Raw genomic sequence first — 19,177 nt, forward strand, 5'->3', positions numbered from 1 at the left:
ATTATATGGATGAATTTCATGACATAATAACAATTATTCACTGTTGAAAATTCCCTTTTTTCTATTTTTTAAACGGGCTTAACTTATTTGATTATTTAGCTCATAGTTTATTTTGATTTTATGATACAAAAAAAGATCCGAAGAATACGCTCTTCAGATCTTTTTAATACGTCCAATTTTACTTATGAATCCATACAGCACCAGCTGAATTGTCTTTTGCTTCACCAATTACGTCTAATTTTAATCCGTTTTGAGGAAGCAAGCGGCCTGCATCTTTAATTCTTTCATCTAAATACGATTTTTTATCGTTAAAGCTTGTAACACCATTTGATTCTTTAGATGAAATCGTTCCCCACGTTTTATGAGAATATGACCAAGCAGGTGATTTATCAAATGAGAACGCCGCGTCTGCAATTTGATATCGGCTTGAATTTGCTGTAGTGCTAATACCATTCACATTAAAGTAAAGAACTTTATGAGCATGTGAATCAACTACACCAAGGAATCCTTCACCCGGATGTTGTCCTACCCAGTTATCAAGATAGCTTTCATCTGCGTACCAAAGCAGCATGCCTGTATTATATTTTGCACCGCGCGCGAATTGAAGTGCTTTATCACTGCCTGCATAGTTTCTCCACTCAAGGTAATAATAGTTATCTTTATAGCTGATGCCGTTTGTCTTTTCAAATCCATCTAACGTTACCTTTGGAGCTCCTTCAGCATCGTCCGTGAATACCGTTTTTCCATCTACTACTAAACTAGCATTATCAAGAGCGAATCCTTGAAGAGCAAGTCCGCCGTCCGTGACGTATTCAAATTGAAGCTTGATTTTTTTACCTTTAAACTGCGTTAAGTCATAACTTTTATCTTCCCATTTTCCGTTAGATGTTTCAGCAGAACCATCTGCATTATTCGCTTTATCACCAATTGTATCTAACAGAACTTTTGAACCGTCAGGAAGAATCGCATTTACATATAAGTAATCGTATTCTGCCTCTACTTCATAGAACGCTTTGTAATTGAATTTAGCTGTGTTGGCCGTTGTTAAATCAAATTCTGGCGTTGTCATCGTCGTATGCAGATCGTCTCCGCGTTTACTGTAATAATAGTTGCTTCCAAACTCAGGCTTAATCCCTTGAACAGCCTTTTTAGGTAAATTAATCTTTACAATACCCGGTCGTTTAGATTTTGTTACACTTTGATCAACCACGCTCACAGAGCCCGATTTTGTAATGTTTTTGCTGTCAATTTGTTGAATATTTGCCCAGTTTCCACCCATATTTGCTTGGAAAAACTCTTTATTTTGCGGGGAGAAACTTGTCGGTTCTGTTCCAGCTACTTCACCAGCCCAGCTCCCTCCGCTCATAATTGACCAAACGCCTACCGGCTCACCTTGACCCGTATACTGTGTATCATACTCATCCGGCAAACCTAAATCATGGCCAAATTCATGAGCAAAAACCCCAACTGCTCCGTCTTCCGGTTCGATTGTATAATCATAAGCAGCCATGTTTGTTCCAGGAACTTTATATACTTGTCCCAAAGTAGAGCGGTGAGACCAGATAGCATCGTTTCCTAGTTTACCTCCACCTGCTTCTTGCCCAGTTCCAGCATGAATGACCATTAAGTGATCCACTATGCCGTCAGGCTCATTGCGGTTGCCATCTCCATCGATATCATATTGATCGAACTGATCATAATCTGAAAGGTTAATGCCGCTTTTTGCTGCTGCAGCAAGCGCTTCTTTTACAAGGTTACGAGGCCCTTTAGATCCAGGCGCATTATCGTTTCCTCCCGCTGGATTGTCTGCTCCGTATTCTTTTGCGTTTCCAGGTACGGTTAACCAGTCAGAAACCGTTCCATCTACTGTGTAACTACCTCCAGACTGTTCTTCATAATATTGTTTAAACGTTTTAATTTTCTTTCCGTTGAATAGCGTAAAGTCTTTCTTTCCAAACATTAATTGCTGATAGTGATTTCGGTTAAAGTCTTTTGCATACATGTAACCAGGTTCTTGAACGACATTATTGTGCTTAAAGTCTGCGTATTCGACTAAAAGTACAAGAACTTTATCTTTTCTCACTTGTCCGTTATATTTTGCCTGAGCTGCAGGTTTAACGTTTACCCCGTTCCCCGAATTGTTTCCTTGAGACTTAATGTTAGCAAATTCGCCTCGTTGAAACTTTTCTTTTTGTTTTGTTTGCATTTCTTTCGCTTTCAAATCAATTTTGCTAGCTTTATGTCCTTTCATGCTCTCTTTATGTGCATCTTTTTTGTTTATGTAAGAAGTAACGGCTTTCTTCACTTCTTGCGGTGTTGCACTTTGAGAAATAACTCCTTGGTTTTTCAGTGCGTTAGCCAATCTTTCTTCCGGTACTGTATTCATATCAATTGGTGAACTCGGAAGTTCTTCCGATTGTGCGGTTTTAGCTGAAGCAGTACTTCCATTCATAAGTACTGGTCCCACTCCGCTTAATGTAACAGTTGTGGCAAGAAAAGATGTCCCCAAAATCTTTTTCCAGCTTTTCAAGTAAACCCCTCCATTTTAGAATTTTCAAACTATTAGCAAGATTTATTTTATATTCTAAAACTAGGAAGGTCAACTACATTTTACTATATTATTAAAATTTTTTGATTCTAGTAGATAATGTAAAATAGTTTTATAGTATGTAACTAGTTTTCTTTGCCTGACAATTAAAATGTCTGATAAACCCTTCTTGCGTATGCAAATTCCATGCCAAATCGATAACCACAACTAAAACTGTATGAAGCGTATTTTTTTAGGGAATTAGAACCACCTTTTCCATATTACTATTATATAAAAACAAAAAATTCCCCATTATGGATACAGAAAGATAAAAAAATCACTTCTCGATAGACGAGAAGTGATAACCTTTGTATGCAAGTAAATTTAAGAATGTTCTTTTTGACGATGCAGCAAGATATGATAGAGCGACGTGCTCCAAATAGACATATTGCGCGCTGCGATTTCATAAGGTTTTTCATCAATTTTAAACAAGAAATCCCCTTCATAACTCACGGATTTCCCTTGCTTTTCCAGCTCTTGTTTAACAGCTTCAATCCATTCTACTGCATTCGTATAATGTTTGTTCAAACGAACTTTAATAGTTTGATTCCTGTAATGAATAAAAGATGTAATTCCCCAAAAAATTAAGACAAGAAAAAGTACCATATACAGCAATTGCATGATAACGATCCCCTTCTTCCTTCATTTCATTATTTTCAATGAAGACTTAATTTAGATGAGTAAATATTACTATTCTCCTTTGCTATCGTCATCTCCTTTAAAAAAGTGAATTCCTTTTCCACGTGGGCGTATAAAATAAACCCGTGTACATGCTTGCTCATCTTTTTTACTAACGTTTTCTGTTAAAAAATGATAAGCTAATAGAATGATAAATAGAAAGGGAGGGCGACGAGTTGTCAACTGAACAAGTGAAATTAGCAGCCGTTTTAGATGTTGAAACAACGGGCTTAAGTGCTCAAACATGCGATATTATCGAACTGGCAATTGCTGTTGTTTCTTATGATTCTTCTACCGGAGAAATAATCGACATTGTAGAAGAATATGAAGAATTTAATATGCCTTCAACTCCCATTTTCCCGTATATTACAAACTTAACGGGAATTACAAATGAGATGGTCAAAAATAAAACATTAGACGATAAAAAAGTGGAATCGCTGTTAACTAGCGTTTCGGCTATCATCGCTCATAATGCTTCTTTCGATCGCAGTTTTCTTTTAAAACGGTATCCATCTTTATTTAACCAAAAATGGCACTGCTCTATGCGTGCTGTCAAATGGAAAGAGTACGGCTTTCCTAATAAAAAACTAACAACACTTCTTGACCATCATAAGATTGAGAGAGAGAACGCTCACAGAGCTATGGATGACGTGAAAGGAACCATTGACTTACTAAGACAGCAAAATCCTAGCGGAGAGCCCTATTTTTCTGAAGTATTAAAAAAAGCAATGAGCAAACCTAAAAAAACAGCGGCTTCCACTCGTTTTTAACTCAACAAAAAAAGCGCAGCTTCTGCGCTTTTTTTATTTTTATTTGCCTATTTCTTAAGTGTTGAGTTATATGTTTGAGGAATATGGTTGTAAACAGCGAGGTTGTAAACGCACCGGAAGAAAAAGAAAAGTGCCTGCTTTCAAACCAAAAAATCGCGGAGGAACAAACTGAACAGCTGGTGTTTACAGACATATACGAAATCAGCTGAATTGCTAATAATCTAGAAGATTCAAATTATACTTCTCTTACCTTTTGGCTTTGAAGGTCGTGATGCGTTTGTTCTAGTTCACTTAAATTCAATTCGTACAAATGTCTCCCGTCTTCTGCTTTAAAGTAACCCGATTCAATAATTTGATTCATTAAAAGATCTTTCTTTTGCTCAAATGCTTTTTCAGATGTCATGTTATCATCTCCTTTTTAGGTGAATATCTTTCATAGAAAAGACGTACACCGCTTGTGGCATACGTCTTGTTGTTTTTCACACTCGTTACCTATGTTTAAAAACAACGCAATCGTTACATTTTATCGAGAAGGCTGCTTACGTCTTGCAGCCATATTGAACATTTTGGTGATGCACTACTTTTATACCCTTCATGATGTTCTTAAAACGCAATTGGAAAAAGATTTTCATAAAATCTGTTTGCCATCTACTGCCCCGCTTTCAAAATGCGGCTGTGCGGCGATTTTTTTTGTTGCTAAACTAACCACCATTAATACAACTAAATTAATAAATAAAGAAATGACGCCGACATTTGTATCTTTAATGATTTGTGGCAACGCAGGAAACAACGTGCCAAGCGTTGTTTCAGTAATCGTTATATACATCACAGACGCAATGCCGGCAACAATACCTGCACACGCCCCGTATTTAGTCACGATATTGTTTTTCATTAAACTAAAAATAAAAGCAGGAAACAGCTGCGTCACAATGCTGTAGCCCATTAGTAAAAGCGTTACAATTGTATTCCCTCCATGAAGTGTAAAATAGACTGAAACAAGCGCAATGACTGGTACGAAGCATTTAGCCAGTATCGAAATTTGTTTGCCCGTCGCTGAGGGAACAAGCACGCCGTAAACGTTTTTAGATAGTGACGTAGAAGCTGCCATCAAGAGCATCGATCCAGGTACAAGTGCTGTTAATAAACCGGCTGCGCCAATAAAGCCGACAATCCACGGGTCAAATGTTTGAATGGAAAGACGAAGCAGTGACAAGTCCGCTTCTGCACCTTGTAGTCCAGGTACCTGCATAAGAGCAGTGAACCCTACAAAAAAGACAAAAAGCAGCATTAACGTATAAATAGGACTTATAATAGAATTCTTTCGAAATACATTCTCGTTTTCAGCTGAATACGTTGCATTAAACGTATGCGGCCACATGTAAAATCCTAATACGGTCAGCATGACTGTAGAAATAAACCACGAAATACTTAGACCTGTCTTGGGAAGAGTAAGAAACGTTGGATTTGCTTGATGCACAGCCTCAAACATCGGCTGTAAGCCTCCGTAGTAATGAATTGGCATATATATTCCTAAAAATAAGACAACAATAAAAATCATAATATCTTTCACAATAGCCGTCCACGCGGAGCCATGTATGCCTGATATCATTAAGTAAACCGTTAATGATATGGCTCCAATCCAAATGGCTGCAGTTGAAGAGATAGACCCATAAGAAGCTTCAGATACAATAATGCCTAGGCCTTTGAATTGTAAAATAATATAAGGAACAATTGCCAGCACCCCTGCGCATGAAACAACGATGCCGAGAAACGGGCTGTTGTATTTTGAAACAAAAAAATCCGGCTGAGACATAAGCTTATGCTGCTTCGCATATCGCCATATTTGCGGGCCAATCCAATACCCTAACACGTACGCTAAAGAAATATAGGCTAAAATATAAAACGCTGGTCCTCCTTTTCCATATGCCCAAGCGCTTCCTCCTAGAAACGTAAAAGTAGTATAGATTTCACCCGCCATCAAAAAGAAGACAAAAACAGTTCCAAAACCTCTGCCGCCTACGCTCCACTGTTCTAAATCCATTTTTTTGCCCCGCGTAGCTCGAATTCCAAGATAAATAGCTAAAAGTAAAAAGCCAAAAATAATAATCAGAGCAGTATTCATTATTTATCTCCTCCTTTAACAGCAGGATCGAGCTTGTACACAATGCCCATAATAAAAGACGTAAGGATTACCCACATAACAATCCAAAAAAGAAAAAAAGGCATCCCTAAAATAAACGGCGTCACTTTGTTAACAAAAGGCAATAAACCTAATATTCCTACAAACGGAAGCAGGCAAAGAAGATAAATTATTTTCATAGAACTCCTCCTTAATCACACGGCTTATCAGTACTTATCTAACACTTTAACTATCTCATTATGTACTTCTCTTATTCTTCTCTTTACACCTCCATTCTTGAGCTAAACGAGACGTTTGGCATAGAAAACCGCCGTTTATTTGTTCCTTAGTATCTTCCATTTGTCCCCATGTGAAAAGGAGTTTGTAAGGCATGCTTACAAGATTTTGAATGCAGCAGAATATAGACAAACAAAAAGAAACGGAACTCAGAGTAAAGGTCTCAGTTCCGTTTCGATTTAGCATTTCTATACTTTATTCTTCTTTTTTCTTTACACCAAGCGAAGAGAGAGCTTGTTTTAAATGTCCAAACGTTTCAATTTTATTAAAACTGATTCCTACATTAACAGCCGTCTGAGCCATGTCAGGATTCACTCCTGACATAATCGCATGGATGCCTAGCAGCTGCAAAATGTTAATCAAATCAAAAAATTTGTGAGCAACATACGTGTCTACATAATTTACACCCGATAAGTCAATGACTAGATGCCTTATATGTTTTTCTGCACACTTTTTTGGAACAACCTCGATAATAGAATCACCTTTGATTTCATCAATAAGCCCTACTAAAGGCAAGACCGCGATGTGATTTACAATTGGAATGACAGGAAAACTCGTTTCGTCGATTAGCTCTTGCTGAAGACTTATTTTTTGCCTTGTGATTTTATAATACTGTTCGGAGAATTCATTAAGGAGTTTATCAAATGTTGTATGATAAACTTCGCTCCAAGACAGTATATCTTCTTTTGTAATAGATGAATGTATCAGGCTATATGTTTTGACATACGTCCAAATAATTTTTCTTGTTTTGCTTAGCGCTTCTACTACCTCGTAAATCGGCGTATCAAATTTAATTCTGCTGTTTACTACTTCCGTCGTCCATTTCACCATACGTTGTTTAAAAATCTTTTGATCGTCAAGAAAGCCGCTCGCAATTGTTTCGATCGTATAAAGATGCTGCTCACGCAGCTTTTTCTCAACTGAAGCATCTGCGTCCTTTGAGTAAATCGATCCTTTAATATTACTTCTTTGGCGCAGCCATTCTTCACTGATAGAGGCTGAATTCTCTAAAATATATTCAAAAAGACGTTGATTTTGTTCGCTCACTACTGTTTAACCTCCGTTCACTTTCTCCTTCTGTACAATCACTTACAAAACGCACCTTATGAGAAATTCATGCTTCATGTTTTTTCCTCGTCCATCTCTATCATACACGATAACCGCTCTGCATACTTATAGAGAATTAGATATAAACAAGCAGGTATTTGATTATCTACATAGATAAACTGCCGTGTATGATGAAACTATCATTTATTTTGACATGAAAGGATGTTAATTGTATTGAAAAAATCAATTATTTTGTTGGGGCTTCTCGCTACAAGTATTGGATTATCAGCTTGCTCAAACAATACAACAACTTCTTCTGCTACAAACTCTTCTGCACATTCAGGTCATGAACATCATAAAGCTGCAGTTGCTGATATTCGCGAAGAGACTCCAGGAGCAGATGTTTTACCACAGTTTTTGAAGAACCAGCCTAAAGACATGAAGCTAGTTTATCTATCCGTTGCTAAAAATCGTGAACTACTTGAAAAAATCCCTTGCTACTGTGGATGTGGCATGGAAGCGAATCACAAAAATAGCTATGACTGCTTTATTTTTAAAAACAAAAGAAATGGAGCAGTTGTCTGGGATGATCATGGAACAAAATGCGGATTGTGTATAGAAATTGCAGCTAAAGCTATGCTCGACTATAACCGAGGCAAATCAATAAAAGATATTCGCAAAGACATCGATGAAAAATATAAGGAAGGCTATGCACAACCCACTCCTACTCCTTCCTTGTAGAACATTGGCATTGTTCAAGTAAACATTCGCGACAGATATATGTAAAAGTAGAAAACATCAAAAAACACTCAAATAGCTATTTGAGCGTTTTTTGTGTACTATTCTTTCACAAACTCTTTTGTACTTCTTACTGTATCAATCGGACGCACGAGCTTCTCAATTTCTGCACGTTTTGGCTCTAAAAATGGAGGAAGTGATAATTTTTCTCCGAGCGTTTCGTAAGGTTCATCTCCCATAAATCCTGGTCCATCTGTCGCAAATTCAAATAAAATTTGCGGAGCCACTCTTGCATACAACGATTCAAAGAAGTGACGATTCACATAACCAGACGTATGGAAACCGAAGCTTGGCATTCGGTTAATCCATTCTTCAAGAGCCTGTCGATTTTCTACGCGAAAAGCAACGTGATGAACCGTTCCAAAACCTTGCTGAGCCTGCGGAAGTTTTTCGTTGTGTTCGACTACTACTTGCGCACCGTTTCCCCCTTCTCCTACTTCAAATAGGTGGAGATTTCCTTCTTGAGCAATCTCTTTAAATAAAAGGACTTTTTCCATCATTTCTTTAAAGTAATTAAACTCGGCGATACGAATAAAGATAGGACCGAGTCCCGTAATAGCGTATTGAAGAGGTACAGGACCTTTTTGCCAAGGAGTGCCTGATTCAACTCCTTGATTTCCTTCATCGGAAATTAACTGATACTGCTGATCATCAAAATCAACAAACGAAAGCGTCTTTTTCCCAAATAGCTCTTGAATCCCCGTATGCTTCACTTCTAAGCGATCAAAGCGCTTTACCCAATAGTCTAAAGCCTCATCATTTGGAACGCGGAAAGATGTTTTTGAAATTTCATTTGTTCCGTGAGAACCTTTTGGAATTCCTGGAAAATCAAAAAAAGTCATGTCCGTTCCGGCACTGCCTTTATCATCTGCGAAAAACAAATGATACGTTTGAATATCATCTTGATTGACCGTTTTTTTTACTAAGCGCATGCCTAACACATATGTGAAAAATTCATAATTCTTTTCTGCGCTGCTCGTAATAGCCGTTACGTGGTGTATTCCTTTTAAGTGGTTCATTCTACATTCCTCCGGATAAATCGTCTAGTTTATCATTCGTTATTTATCTTTAATTTAAATATCTTTAATTAAAGATAATATACCATGATTAATTTTCCTTTGTCAATAAAGTATGGATGATCTCGGAAGGAAATATGTAGGTTTTTACATTTTAGCAAAATCTCATAAATGAGGACGGACCAAATCGGTAATAAAACACCGTATTGTTGCCTAGTTCCTTCTCTAACCTATACTAATTTATTTCTCTTACACGATATCATGTTTTTAAACCTTTGTCCGGTATTGGCTGAGATCATCACCCAACAGGCAAACATCAATTAATTCAATAACTCCCGGCAGCTAACTTTTTTAATCTTTTTATATAAAAGGAATAGTAAGAAAAAACTTCATCACATATACTATATAAATTTATATAAAAGGCAGGGATATCATGAAAGCACAGCGCTTGGTAGATGACAAAAAAGGAACGTACAGCAAGGAAGTTCAGAAGCACTTCAAAATAAAAATAAATGGAAAAATTTACACAAAACCCTCACCGCAACCACCTTCCTCATCCCCTATACAGAAGAAAAATCTTAAATACAAACCTCAACATAAAGTTCTACGCACGTATGATAAAAAAGATCAAGTGGTAAACGGCACACAAGAAAGGCTCATAAAATCTGCCAAAACTAGATTAACTAAATACGAAAAGCTTCTATTAAGCAATCAGCTTTCAGAATCCGCGGCTCTTTACTCACCTTTTGGGTTAGAAGAGCTCGTGCGAATGGCTAGTAGAGAGGAGTGAACGATTTGTGTTGGGTGAAAAAGTAATCATTGATACAAACATTTGGGCTTCACATGCGCTTAATTATCCAGAAGTTGTGGAATATATTAATGAACTTATTTCAAATAATACGGAATTTTTAATGCCTACTGTTGTACAAATGGAACTTCTGTCGCATTGGGAAGTAGAAACAAATCCTCAAGTCAAAGCAGTAAAAAATCATTATATTTACGATATGACCGATAAGATTGTGGACGTTACAAGTGAAATTGCACAGCTAGCAGCTCAAATTCGCAGAAAAGCCAAAATAGAATCAAATAAAAAAATTAAAGGCCCGGATGCGATGATTGCCGCATCTGCTTTTATACATAATGCAAAACTAATTTCCAACAATAATAAAGATTTTGCTTGGATTACATTTAATTTCAGCTACCGAGGTCAACCATTATCTTATGTAAATCCTATTAAAGACACGATTGCTTACGCTTCTTTTATTAAAAGCTTTGAACCTCCCAACCTTCCCGGTGCTGATAACTTACAAGAAAACGAGAAGGAAAGTTAATTTGTTTTTGCTTTTAAAATACTCCTTGTCTCCCGCCTTTTTCAAATTAAAAGTTTGATGGGTACATACTCCAATTCTTTCTATATTGAATACAGTAAAAAGCATAAAAATTTAGGCGGTGAAAAGAGTGAATTACCCATATTACCCGGAACAACCTTTAGAAGAGTATCAATATGGCTATGATTATTATTCCAATCCCCAGGAAACTGAAGAAAGATTCCCTTATGGTTATTATCCATATCCTCGCCCACGTCCATTTTATCCTTACCCTTACCCACGTCCTATTTATTACCACCCCCCTTACTTTTACCCTCGTCCTCGTCCGTTTTACCCACACCCAGTGTATTGGAGATAAAAAAAAAGAGCTGTCAGCTCTTCTTTTTTGTTTCTTGATATTTAGACATCTCTTCTTTAATAATGGCCACAAACGCTTCATTTTGCTCAATTTCAAAAACAGTAATAGCTTTTTCTAGGTAAGCTATTCCTTCTTTAAGCTCACCAAGCTGACAGAGTGCTTCTCCAATTTGATAGTGCAGTTCTCCTAATAAATAAAGCGTCTCATGCTGAATACACAGCTCTAGTCCTGCTTGTGCATATTTAACCGACTTTTCATAACGTTCCATTTGCAAAAGCGCATGTGATAATCCATATAAAATTCGAATTTTGACAAGAGGATCTTTTAACTTAGGAAGCAAAGCAATATGCTGCAATCCTTCCATAAACGTACTGAACGCTTTTTTTAAATGACCTTCTTCTTCGTAAATAATGGCAATACTATTTAAAATAGCAATCTCTTTCTCTGAATAAAACTGTTCGCTCGTACGCGTGAACGCAATGGCTTTTTCCAATTTACGAAGCGCTTGTTCAAATTTATTTCCAATATAATAATCACATATGGCTTCGTGCCATAGGAAAAATTGTGCGTGAAAAGGATCTTGAAACATAGGATTATCTTTTTCTTTATCCACCATATGTAACACGGTTTCATAATCGCGTTTTCGTATATAATGCCTAATGGTCGATTTAATTTCTTTTGAATAATCGTTGGGCGTTAGTTCTCCTGCTTCAAAGAAATAATTCATCGGAACCCCTAAGCGTTTCGATAAATGATAGAGAACTTCACTGCTTGCATGAATTTCACCTTGCTCAAATCGATGTAGCTCTTCTTCTGTACAAATTCCTTCTGATAACTCGACAGTTGTCATTTCCGCAATCTTTCGCAGATCTTGAATCAGCTGACCTACTTGTTTTTTATCATTCAAAAAATCACCTTACTTAATGTAAATAAATGTTTTTATCCTACTTTTCTACTATACTCCAAATAAAATGACTTTAAAAGAGATAATGGGCTATTTTTTGAAATTCTTGTCAATCTTTTCTACCTATCAATAAAGAAAAACAGCACATCCATGTGCTGTTTCCCTCAAGTTCATATGATTTGTGACACTGTACATCTTTTCAACTTAAATAGAATCAAATACTTGACGCAGTTGAGCTGCGCTTTTATTGATCGCCTGCTGAGCAAGTGGGACAAATTCATGAAACCCTAAAAATCCGTGAATCATCGTTTCATAATTTTCGTAGGTGACGGGAACACCATGATTTTTTAATGCGTCCGCGTAGTCTTTTCCGCTATCTCTTAGAGGGTCGTACTGTGCTGTAATAATGGTAGCGCTTGGTAGACTCGATAAATCTTCTAGTAATACCGGAGCATTATAGGGATGCTGCTCTTCTTCTTTATTATTTAAGTACTGAAGGCGAAACCAATCCATAAGATCTTTTGAAAGAAGGTATCCTTCGGCATTTTCTTTCATAGAGGCAGGATGCTGATTTTTAAATCCTACAGACGGATAAATAAGCAGCTGATGAACAATGGATGGACCTTGTCCTTGTTTTGCTAAAATGCTTACAACCGCAGCAAGGTTGGCACCGGCACTATCTCCTCCAACGGCAATTTTGTTTGAATCGATATTTAATTGAGACGCGTGAGCTGAAATCCACTCCAAGGCGTCATAGGCATCGTTCACCGCAGCGGGAAATTTACTCTCAGGAGCAAGGCGGTAATCAACAGACACTACAATACAGTTTGTTTCATTTGCATACGACCTGCATATGGAGTCATGAGTATCCAGGCTTCCTAATACCCAGCCTCCTCCGTGATAATAAACAAGAGCGGGAAATGGCCCTGTTCCTTCAGGCTCATACACTCGTATAGTGAGGGTACGTTCATTTAATTGGATTTCTTCATTATATACTTTTTTAACTGCTTCTTTGGAAGGAGTTAAAGACATCTTTTCCATTTCCCTAAGCTGCAGGGGTGTAACGTCCTCTAAAGAAGGACGGGGCATTTCGTTATATTGATTTAGAAATATTTGAATATGCGGATCTAACGGCATTCTTCTTCTCTCTCCTTTCAAGGTAACTCTATATGTAATGATGAATGAAATTTCAGAAAAAATCCAATATATTGTCTTCTCGGCAGGCTTTTGTTTGTTTTAATTAAAAATGGGTATAACAATTAAATAAAGAGGATGATATTCGTATATATTTTATTCTCACCTATATAAATATAAATACGTACAAAGGAGGCACAATGATGATTATTGTTTATATAAGCTTAGCTGTTGTTTTGGCATCACTTGCGTATCTTATTTACGCAGGCGTATCATTTAATAAAAAAATCAAGCCAACTGTGAATTCTGTAAATGCCACTTCTCAACATCTTCAAAACGAAACTGATCATATTAAAGAAAAAACAAACCATTTAAAAGTAACACAAGCAGCGATTAAAACGGATATACAGTACAAAAAAGATTCGGTCAAATATACAGCCAACTCATTTAAACAGCTTGTGAATAGCTTTAAACGTTAAAAAAGGAAACCTTTATAAAGGTTTCCTTTTTTATTACATCGCCTGAGACGTATCTTTAGGAGGTGCAGCCGTTTTGTTTCGGTGATAAATAGCATTAATCTCTCCTCCAATGACGAGAATTAACCCCGTTAAAAATAGCCAAAGCATCAGAACAATTACGCCTCCTAAGCTTCCATAAGTAGCAGAATAATTGCCAAAGTTGCTTACGTAAAATGAGAACCCTAAAGATGTCAGCTGCCATAGCAGCGTAGCAGCGAGTGCTCCGGGCCATACGTGAGCAAAAGGAAATGTTTTATTTGGCGCTAATCTGTATAATACGGATAAAACAAGTACCATAATGCCGACACCAACAATCCAGCGCAGAATATTTAAAACCACTGTTGTACCTGAAGGAAGAGAAAACCACTCGCTTATCCAATTTAACAAAACCCCTCCGAACACTGGTAAAAGAAGCGATACAACAATTGTTACAATTAATCCAATTGTTAAAAGAATGGACAAGCCTCTTACTTTAATAAACGAGCGCTGTTCTTTCACGTCGTAGGCTTGGTTCATTGCACGAATAAAGGCGTTCATACCGTTTGAAGCGGACCAAATGGTTCCTAAAATCCCTACAGTCAGTAACCCGCCGTTTGGTTGGCTTACAAATTGAGCTACGTTATCCTTAAAGATTGCAGCCGTTTCTCCCGGCATAACGCTTTGAAGAAGATCGATTGCCTCTGCCGGTTTAATAGATAGATACGGAACAATCGATATCAGTAAAATAAGCATAGGGAATAATGATAGCATATAATAATAGGCTTGCTCAGCCGCTAGTCCCGTTGCTTGATCTTCTTGAATTTCTTTACCAAGACTTTTTCCGAATGATAATAGCTTTTTCATGATAAACCTCTACTTTCTCTTTTTTTGTTCTTTTCCCATTTTATGCACTTTTCAACCTTGAAAGTGGAGAATTTCGAGCAAAATCTCAAATCAAGCGACCATGAGAAAGTAGAATGATGTTTCCTACACAAAAAAAGTTCCGGCTCAAAAGAGCCAGAACTTTTCATCAAAGTATTTATGTAGAGCAGACTAGCGAATGTGTCCTTGTGCACCGCTTAATTGCTGCTGCGCCATTGCAACAAGATGCTTCGTCATTTCTCCACCAACAGAACCATTTGCACGAGCCGTTTGCTCAGCGCCAAGCTGAACGTTAAGTCTTCCCGCGATTTCCGTTTTTAACTGATCAAGAAGCTGTTCAGCACCTTGAACTAAAATAGGATTACGATTTGCCATGTTTATCACTCCTTTCCTTCAACAGCTTATATAGGTTAATGTTCCTTTCACTTGAAATTTTATACAACATCCCTCAAAAAAAGATCCCTGGCTATCGCCGAGATCTTTTTTTCTTTTTAAGCTTTTTACACTTTTTACACTCGTTCAAGAGGCATAGTGCAGCAGCGGAAAGAACCGCCGGACTTAATAATTTCAGATATATCAACTTCAATCACTTTATAGCCTCGTTTCCTTAACTCTTCATTCACTTCTGTATTCATTGGCAAGCTGATCACCCGTTGATTACCGATGGATAATACATTGGTTCCCATCGTAAACTGCTCTTCTTTTGTTACTTCAATTAAGTCATATTTCATGCGAAGTAAATTTAATTCTTTCTCATGTAAAGCAGGTGAAAATACAAGCGCTTCTGTAGGTGATAAAATATTTAACACACAATCAAGATGAAGATAAGACCGATCAATAGGAATCGGAACAACCTCATACGCTGGAAGCAGCTCTTGGATATGCTCCACGCCTTCTTTACTTGTACGGTCGCTGAGTGCAATAAAAATAGCTTGTCCATCAATCAGCACATCTCCACCTTCAATGGAGTGGTCCGGTACCTGATGGAAAGGAATACCTTGCTGCTGCAGCCAATCGGCTAGCACTTGTTCTTCTCCGCTTCGAATTTCGCTGCCCATTTTCGTGACAATAACGGTATCTCCGAGCGTATAGCCAATATCCCGTGTAAATACTTGTTCTGGAAATGGCTCTTGTGCAGATAGTCCGATGACTTCAATCCCTTCTTTTTGAAGACATTCGACAAATTGACGGTGCTGCTTTGAAGCTAAGCTCTCATCAATGTTTTCGTCCGCATAATGCTTTTGTGTTTCATTAATAATTTCTTCAATTTTCATATATGTAGGTGGACAAACGACCACACGTTTTAATGTATCATACTCATTTTTACACCCATAACTATTCGTCATTTTAGCTGGCTGTTTCATTTGCATCTTTCTAAATCCCCCTTCGTGCATTTATGTACAGTGTTCCCTAAATCGCGTGAAACATAAACACGATTTTGCTAAGGAAACACCCCTGCGCATCTATCTGAAAAGCTTTTTCAAGCAAAAAAAACAAAAAAACACAATACTTCTTCTAATTACAATAACTGTTAGTATAAAATAGTCTAGTAACTGTACAAAAAATTGGAGGTTAATATGAATAAAATAGCGAACGCATTATATGCGGGCAGAAAAATTTTATTACTACTGTGGGTCATCCTAATTGTCGGATTTGGCTTTTATGCGGCTAAGCTTCCTTCTGTGCTAGGAGGAAACGGATTTGAAATGAAAGGAATGTATAAGGATACCGAGCAGCTTTTAGTTAATAAATTTGATGTTAGCGAAGCTCAGATCATCGTTTTGTTTGAAAAAAAAGACGGAGTTTCTGACTCGAAATTCCAGCAAACCATCGCTCAGTATATGCAAAAAGCAAAAGACAAATCAGACGCGTCGAAAGTTGATATACCAACGGCTTCTAACAAGATGATAAAAGGAAGCACAGCGTATGGAATTATCCACTTTAATCACGATGATGGAACGATGGATAAACGAGTGGAAAAGATCAGAACTCTTTCATCTGAAGAAAAAGAAATGAGTGTAAAATTAACCGGTGGTCCTATTATTGAAAAAGATATGAATACAGCAAGCCAAGCTGATTTAGCAAAAGCGGAAGCAATCGGCATTCCTGTTGCTTTAGTTGTACTTCTTCTAGCTTTTGGTGGCGTGGTAGCCGCTGCAATCCCTCTTATGATAGGAATTGTAACCGTCGTTACCACCATGGGCGTTGTCTATTTCTTTCATCCGTACACAGAGCTGTCCATCTTCATTTTAAACGTGATTCCAATGATTGGATTAGCTCTTAGTATTGACTTTGCCCTTTTATTTATTAATCGCTTTAAAGAAGAAATTCAAACAAAATCGGTAGAGCAAGCAATCAAAATCACCATTCAAACAGCGGGACGCTCAGTCATCTTCTCCGGATTATGCGTATTTATTGGATTAGCGGGAATGCTGTTTATTCAAGTTGATATTTTTCAAAACGTCGCTCTTGGAGGAATGGCTGTTGTTTTTATTGCTGTGTTTTCAGCTCTTACGCTGCTTCCTTCCATACTGGCTATACTAGGTACACGCATCAATCGTTTACGCATCTTAAAAATCAGTGAACAAGGCGGTCAATCTAGGTGGCGTTCATTCGCTACATTTGTCATGAAAAAGCCTGTAGCTATGACGATTGTTTCTCTTATTATTCTGTTAGTAGCACTTATTCCCGTTCGAGACATGCATCTAGAAATACCGTCTTCAGAAGCACTGCCAACAAAATACGAGTCTCGTCAAGCTTTTGACACGTATAACGATACGTTTATAAATAAAAACGCGGCAGACGTTTATTTTGTGTTAGAAGCTAAGCAAGATATGCTGAAGGAAAAGTCTTTAACAAATGCCTTTACTTTTATAAAACAATTAAAAGAAGATTCGTTAGTTAAGCAAGTTGATTCTATTTCTACCGCTTTAAACGTAAAATCCAGTGATCAGCTTCAAGCTATGCTGAACAACCCGCAGATAAGCGCGCAGACAAAGCCAGCTGTAGATTCGTTTATTAACGAACATTATATGCTCATAAAAGCTACGCTAGATACAGACCAAAATTCAGATCAAGCAAAAGATTTTGTTCGAAAATGGAAAGAGAAACGTTCACCTTTCACCGTTCATATTGGCGGCTATCCAAAATTCGAACAAGAAATATTTGATGAAATTTATAAAAAGGCGCCTTATGGCCTGGCTCTTGTTTTATTTTCAACGTATGTCATTTTAATGATTGCTTTTCGTTCCGTCCTGATTCCTTTAAAAGCTATCATTATGAATATTTTAAGCTTAACAGCTACGTTTGGTTTACTTGTATGGCTGTTTCAAAATGGACATTTAGGTCTTACCCAATCCAATATCGCTTTAGTGCTGCCGGTCTTTGTTTTCGGCCTTGTATTTGGGCTTAGCATGGACTACGAAGTCTTTTTGATTTCACGCATTCACGAAGTGTATCATCAAACGAAGGATAACAATGTAGCAACGGTAGAAGGCCTAGCTTCCACTAGTAAAATCATTACGAGCGCTGCTTTAATCATGATTGTCATTACAGGAGCCTTTGCTTTTACAGACGTAACGCCTGTTAAACAAATGGGTGTAGGAATTGCTTTAGCTATATTTATCGATGCAACGATTGTCAGAATGCTTCTTGTCCCTTCTCTTATGAAATTGCTTGGAGATGCCAACTGGTGGTTTTTCACTAAAAAAAGCGATAAGTCCAGTTCCAACGAACAGGTAAAATCATAATAAAAAAACCCGCTCACTTGAGCGGGTTTTTCATTGAAGATTTCTTTATCGACTTAATTTAGCAAAAGCGATAATGCCTTCTTCATCGTCTAATTCCAGTTCTAGTCCTGCTGCGTATGGGTCTACGTTCATTTCCGTATCCAGCCAATAGCGCAGGGCTTCGATAATGTTCAAAGTAATATGAACCTGTTTACGATCATGCACGTATGACTCTGCTGAAAAACCGTAGTCATCATCATACATTAGCTCAATCTCTACTTCTTGAGGCTGAACTTGTTTTTTTTCTGCGATATACAAACACATCGCATTGATAATATCTTGTTCAGAAATTTTTATTGTCTCCAAGATTTCACTTCCTCATTTTTACGCTTGTTGCTACGTACGCTTTGGAATAACTTTACTACAAGAAGAATTAAAGCTACAATCACAAGCATATTTACCATAAAGCCTAAAATTGGGCCTAATGGTCCTAAGCTAGATAATAAGCTTCCAAATAATAAGCCCGCAATTCCTCCCATTAAAAGACCTTTCATTAAGCCGCCGCGCTTTGAACCAGCCGCTGTACTTTTAGATGATGAGTTTTTAGACGTATTGTTTTGCTTAACCGAATTACTGTTATTGTTTTTAAATAAGCTTGATTGGTTATTGCTTCCGCTGTCAAAAGAGCGCTTTCCTGATTTATACCCTTTTGCACTTGCTACGTTTGAACCGTCATGAATAAGTGATCCACCGATTGGTGAAAACACAACCGCTAATGCGATAAATGCGGCCAATAATTTTTTTACCATTGCTTTCCCTCCACTAAATGACTAACGTCACATATGTTTTTTCATATATGATTTCCATATATGTTCCTACGTTTCATCATACCAAAAGGTTTCACTTTTTTATATAAAAATGCATAAAGCTCCATTAAATGTTCACAGGATTAAACATTTGCACGTATTTCGTGCTTATATAACATCAGTTAAGTATAAATCAAAGGCATTCATAAAACTAACAAAGGTCCTTCA

21 protein-coding genes are annotated in these 19,177 nt (G+C 37.3%); 7 read left to right on the forward strand and 14 right to left on the reverse strand.

The features are described from left to right. Positions 1 to 178: 178 nt before the first annotated feature. Both ACNHOZ_RS17160 and ACNHOZ_RS17165 read right to left on the reverse strand, forming a co-directional pair. Positions 179 to 2,530 (reverse strand): immune inhibitor A domain-containing protein, encoded by a 2,352-nt coding sequence (locus ACNHOZ_RS17160; protein WP_028413376.1) that lies wholly within the window; start codon positions 2,528 to 2,530, stop codon positions 179 to 181. Between the two features lie 381 nt (positions 2,531 to 2,911). Then, on the reverse strand, positions 2,912 to 3,208 hold the full coding sequence (locus ACNHOZ_RS17165; RefSeq protein WP_028413377.1) for a hypothetical protein: 297 nt from the start codon (positions 3,206 to 3,208) through the stop codon (positions 2,912 to 2,914). A 233-nt stretch (positions 3,209 to 3,441) separates the two neighbouring features. Here ACNHOZ_RS17165 and ACNHOZ_RS17170 point away from each other — a divergent pair, with 233 nt between their 5' ends. Then, positions 3,442 to 4,035, forward strand: a complete 594-nt coding sequence (locus ACNHOZ_RS17170; RefSeq protein ID WP_028413378.1) for an exonuclease domain-containing protein — start codon at positions 3,442 to 3,444, stop codon at positions 4,033 to 4,035. A 235-nt stretch (positions 4,036 to 4,270) separates the two neighbouring features. On the opposite strand, the gene ACNHOZ_RS17175 is transcribed toward ACNHOZ_RS17170, so the two are convergent. The 4 genes from ACNHOZ_RS17175 to ACNHOZ_RS17190 all read right to left on the reverse strand — a co-directional run bounded on the left by ACNHOZ_RS17175 (position 4,271) and on the right by ACNHOZ_RS17190 (position 7,498). After that, entirely contained in the window at positions 4,271 to 4,438 is a 168-nt protein-coding gene (locus ACNHOZ_RS17175) for a Fur-regulated basic protein FbpA (protein ID WP_080754423.1), read from the reverse strand. 225 nt (positions 4,439 to 4,663) lie between these two features. Further along, on the reverse strand, positions 4,664 to 6,157 hold the full coding sequence (locus tag ACNHOZ_RS17180) for a sodium:solute symporter family protein (RefSeq protein ID WP_255900847.1): 1,494 nt from the start codon (positions 6,155 to 6,157) through the stop codon (positions 4,664 to 4,666). After that, entirely contained in the window at positions 6,157 to 6,354 is a 198-nt protein-coding gene (locus ACNHOZ_RS17185; protein ID WP_013083119.1) for a DUF3311 domain-containing protein, read from the reverse strand. The genes ACNHOZ_RS17180 and ACNHOZ_RS17185 overlap by 1 nt, the downstream gene beginning before the upstream one ends. Positions 6,355 to 6,646: 292 nt before the next feature. After that, a complete protein-coding gene (locus ACNHOZ_RS17190) occupies positions 6,647 to 7,498 on the reverse strand; it encodes an STAS domain-containing protein (RefSeq protein WP_255900845.1) in 852 nt (283 codons plus the stop codon). A gap of 234 nt (positions 7,499 to 7,732) precedes the next feature. Between ACNHOZ_RS17190 and ACNHOZ_RS17195 the strand changes: the two genes are divergently transcribed. Next, positions 7,733 to 8,239: a PCYCGC motif-containing (lipo)protein gene (locus ACNHOZ_RS17195; protein WP_028413382.1), complete on the forward strand. Its 507-nt coding sequence runs from the start codon at positions 7,733 to 7,735 to the stop codon at positions 8,237 to 8,239. Positions 8,240 to 8,337: 98 nt separating this feature from the next. On the opposite strand, the gene ACNHOZ_RS17200 is transcribed toward ACNHOZ_RS17195, so the two are convergent. After that, positions 8,338 to 9,315, reverse strand: a complete 978-nt coding sequence (locus ACNHOZ_RS17200; RefSeq protein WP_028413383.1) for a ring-cleaving dioxygenase — start codon at positions 9,313 to 9,315, stop codon at positions 8,338 to 8,340. A gap of 430 nt (positions 9,316 to 9,745) precedes the next feature. Between ACNHOZ_RS17200 and ACNHOZ_RS17205 the strand changes: the two genes are divergently transcribed. From ACNHOZ_RS17205 to ACNHOZ_RS17215, 3 genes are all read left to right on the forward strand, one after another. Beyond that, on the forward strand, positions 9,746 to 10,102 hold the full coding sequence (locus tag ACNHOZ_RS17205) for a hypothetical protein (protein ID WP_447697256.1): 357 nt from the start codon (positions 9,746 to 9,748) through the stop codon (positions 10,100 to 10,102). A 7-nt stretch (positions 10,103 to 10,109) separates the two neighbouring features. Next, a complete protein-coding gene (locus tag ACNHOZ_RS17210) occupies positions 10,110 to 10,643 on the forward strand; it encodes a PIN domain-containing protein (protein ID WP_047750993.1) in 534 nt (177 codons plus the stop codon). Positions 10,644 to 10,770: 127 nt separating this feature from the next. After that, positions 10,771 to 10,998 (forward strand): hypothetical protein, encoded by a 228-nt coding sequence (locus tag ACNHOZ_RS17215; protein ID WP_080754422.1) that lies wholly within the window; start codon positions 10,771 to 10,773, stop codon positions 10,996 to 10,998. A 13-nt stretch (positions 10,999 to 11,011) separates the two neighbouring features. Here the strand turns inward: ACNHOZ_RS17215 and ACNHOZ_RS17220 are convergent, their stop codons facing one another. Further along, entirely contained in the window at positions 11,012 to 11,905 is an 894-nt protein-coding gene (locus ACNHOZ_RS17220) for a helix-turn-helix domain-containing protein (protein ID WP_255900841.1), read from the reverse strand. A gap of 201 nt (positions 11,906 to 12,106) precedes the next feature. Next, positions 12,107 to 13,039, reverse strand: coding sequence for an alpha/beta hydrolase (locus ACNHOZ_RS17225; protein ID WP_048020968.1), 933 nt, complete (start codon positions 13,037 to 13,039; stop codon positions 12,107 to 12,109). A gap of 200 nt (positions 13,040 to 13,239) precedes the next feature. On the opposite strand from ACNHOZ_RS17225, the gene ACNHOZ_RS17230 reads away from it, so the two are divergent. Beyond that, positions 13,240 to 13,515, forward strand: a complete 276-nt coding sequence (locus tag ACNHOZ_RS17230; RefSeq protein ID WP_034266052.1) for a hypothetical protein — start codon at positions 13,240 to 13,242, stop codon at positions 13,513 to 13,515. 33 nt (positions 13,516 to 13,548) lie between these two features. Here the strand turns inward: ACNHOZ_RS17230 and ACNHOZ_RS17235 are convergent, their stop codons facing one another. From ACNHOZ_RS17235 to ACNHOZ_RS17245, 3 genes are all read right to left on the reverse strand, one after another. Next, the gene (locus ACNHOZ_RS17235) at positions 13,549 to 14,397 is read right to left on the reverse strand and encodes a YihY/virulence factor BrkB family protein (protein WP_033578946.1); all 849 of its coding nucleotides are present in this window, start codon (positions 14,395 to 14,397) and stop codon (positions 13,549 to 13,551) included. 189 nt (positions 14,398 to 14,586) lie between these two features. Next, a complete protein-coding gene (locus ACNHOZ_RS17240) occupies positions 14,587 to 14,790 on the reverse strand; it encodes an alpha/beta-type small acid-soluble spore protein (protein ID WP_013056997.1) in 204 nt (67 codons plus the stop codon). Between the two features lie 134 nt (positions 14,791 to 14,924). Continuing rightward, positions 14,925 to 15,785, reverse strand: a complete 861-nt coding sequence (locus tag ACNHOZ_RS17245; RefSeq protein WP_048020969.1) for a dimethylarginine dimethylaminohydrolase family protein — start codon at positions 15,783 to 15,785, stop codon at positions 14,925 to 14,927. Positions 15,786 to 15,992: 207 nt separating this feature from the next. Between ACNHOZ_RS17245 and ACNHOZ_RS17250 the strand changes: the two genes are divergently transcribed. Then, positions 15,993 to 18,164, forward strand: coding sequence for an MMPL family transporter (locus ACNHOZ_RS17250; RefSeq protein ID WP_048020971.1), 2,172 nt, complete (start codon positions 15,993 to 15,995; stop codon positions 18,162 to 18,164). Positions 18,165 to 18,209: 45 nt separating this feature from the next. Here the strand turns inward: ACNHOZ_RS17250 and ACNHOZ_RS17255 are convergent, their stop codons facing one another. Then, positions 18,210 to 18,509 (reverse strand): YxcD family protein, encoded by a 300-nt coding sequence (locus ACNHOZ_RS17255; RefSeq protein WP_014460159.1) that lies wholly within the window; start codon positions 18,507 to 18,509, stop codon positions 18,210 to 18,212. Beyond that, complete coding sequence (locus tag ACNHOZ_RS17260; protein ID WP_028413394.1) at positions 18,497 to 18,952, reverse strand: hypothetical protein; 456 nt, start codon at positions 18,950 to 18,952, stop codon at positions 18,497 to 18,499. Before ACNHOZ_RS17260 ends, ACNHOZ_RS17255 begins: the two co-directional genes overlap by 13 nt. Between the last annotated feature and the right edge of the window lie 225 nt (positions 18,953 to 19,177).

This window comes from Priestia sp. D51 (assembly GCF_053345675.1).

What these genes read in the sequence shown, in the direction of transcription:
- ACNHOZ_RS17165 (WP_028413377.1), bottom strand. Translation starts at nt 3,208, where the DNA reads ATGCAATTGCTGTATATGGTACTTTTTCTTGTCTTAATTTTTTGGGGA.
- ACNHOZ_RS17175 (WP_080754423.1), bottom strand. Translation starts at nt 4,438, where the DNA reads ATGACATCTGAAAAAGCATTTGAGCAAAAGAAAGATCTTTTAATGAAT.
- ACNHOZ_RS17180 (WP_255900847.1), bottom strand. Translation starts at nt 6,157, where the DNA reads ATGAATACTGCTCTGATTATTATTTTTGGCTTTTTACTTTTAGCTATT.
- ACNHOZ_RS17185 (WP_013083119.1), bottom strand. Translation starts at nt 6,354, where the DNA reads ATGAAAATAATTTATCTTCTTTGCCTGCTTCCGTTTGTAGGAATATTA.
- ACNHOZ_RS17200 (WP_028413383.1), bottom strand. Translation starts at nt 9,315, where the DNA reads ATGAACCACTTAAAAGGAATACACCACGTAACGGCTATTACGAGCAGC.
- ACNHOZ_RS17205 (WP_447697256.1), top strand. Translation starts at nt 9,746, where the DNA reads ATGAAAGCACAGCGCTTGGTAGATGACAAAAAAGGAACGTACAGCAAG.
- ACNHOZ_RS17225 (WP_048020968.1), bottom strand. Translation starts at nt 13,039, where the DNA reads ATGCCGTTAGATCCGCATATTCAAATATTTCTAAATCAATATAACGAA.
- ACNHOZ_RS17230 (WP_034266052.1), top strand. Translation starts at nt 13,240, where the DNA reads ATGATTATTGTTTATATAAGCTTAGCTGTTGTTTTGGCATCACTTGCG.
- ACNHOZ_RS17235 (WP_033578946.1), bottom strand. Translation starts at nt 14,397, where the DNA reads ATGAAAAAGCTATTATCATTCGGAAAAAGTCTTGGTAAAGAAATTCAA.
- ACNHOZ_RS17240 (WP_013056997.1), bottom strand. Translation starts at nt 14,790, where the DNA reads ATGGCAAATCGTAATCCTATTTTAGTTCAAGGTGCTGAACAGCTTCTT.
- ACNHOZ_RS17245 (WP_048020969.1), bottom strand. Translation starts at nt 15,785, where the DNA reads ATGCAAATGAAACAGCCAGCTAAAATGACGAATAGTTATGGGTGTAAA.
- ACNHOZ_RS17250 (WP_048020971.1), top strand. Translation starts at nt 15,993, where the DNA reads ATGAATAAAATAGCGAACGCATTATATGCGGGCAGAAAAATTTTATTA.
- ACNHOZ_RS17260 (WP_028413394.1), bottom strand. Translation starts at nt 18,952, where the DNA reads ATGGTAAAAAAATTATTGGCCGCATTTATCGCATTAGCGGTTGTGTTT.